General features: G+C 66.2%; 1 protein-coding gene. It reads right to left on the reverse strand.

Annotation, left to right across the window (positions count from 1 at the left end; genetic code table 11):
• Positions 1-585, reverse strand: a 585-nt coding sequence (locus tag G3480_RS27305) for an Rpn family recombination-promoting nuclease/putative transposase (protein ID WP_164657302.1), incomplete at both ends; no start/stop codon positions are given.

Raw genomic sequence — 585 nt, forward strand, 5'->3', positions numbered from 1 at the left:
CAGCAAGGTGGCCTCGTCGCTCTGCGCTTTCGCGCGCGCCTCGGCCCAGTAGCGCGTTTCCTCGTCGGCGCTCAGCGCCCGCAGTTTCTCGATGGCCCGTTGCACCGGGGCATAGGGGTGTGTGCTCATGGTCGCGTCCTCCCGCCAATGCTCAAAATAGGCAATCCAGGCCGACAACCGCTCGGACAGTTGCCCCAGCCGGTCGGCCTTGCGCAGTTCGACAATGTTCAGTTGCAGCTCTCGCCCCAGGCGGACCTCAGGACGCGCGCGGTCGCGCATCTCGAAGCACCAGAGCGCCTGATCGGCCTGCTCCGGGGCGGCGAACAGCGTGAAGTCGAGCAGATGAATCCCGATCACCGGCTTGAGGCGGCGGTAGTCCTCCCCGGCCTCAAGCTGATCGCTCAACAGGCGCGACAGGTAGAGCATCCCGCGCGTGCTCCAGGCCGCGAAGCGGCGGACCTGCATCTCGATATTGTAGCGCCGCCCCTGCTCGTCGATGGCCTTGAGATCCAGGATCAACTGCTTGCCGCCGAGCCGCTCGGGTGTGAGCTGCGGGTTGAGCAGACTGACCTCGACAATGGGCGG

Origin of the sequence: Thiorhodococcus mannitoliphagus, from assembly GCF_010915725.1 — a bacterium.
Taxonomy (GTDB): Bacteria; Pseudomonadota; Gammaproteobacteria; order Chromatiales; family Chromatiaceae; genus Thiorhodococcus; species Thiorhodococcus mannitoliphagus.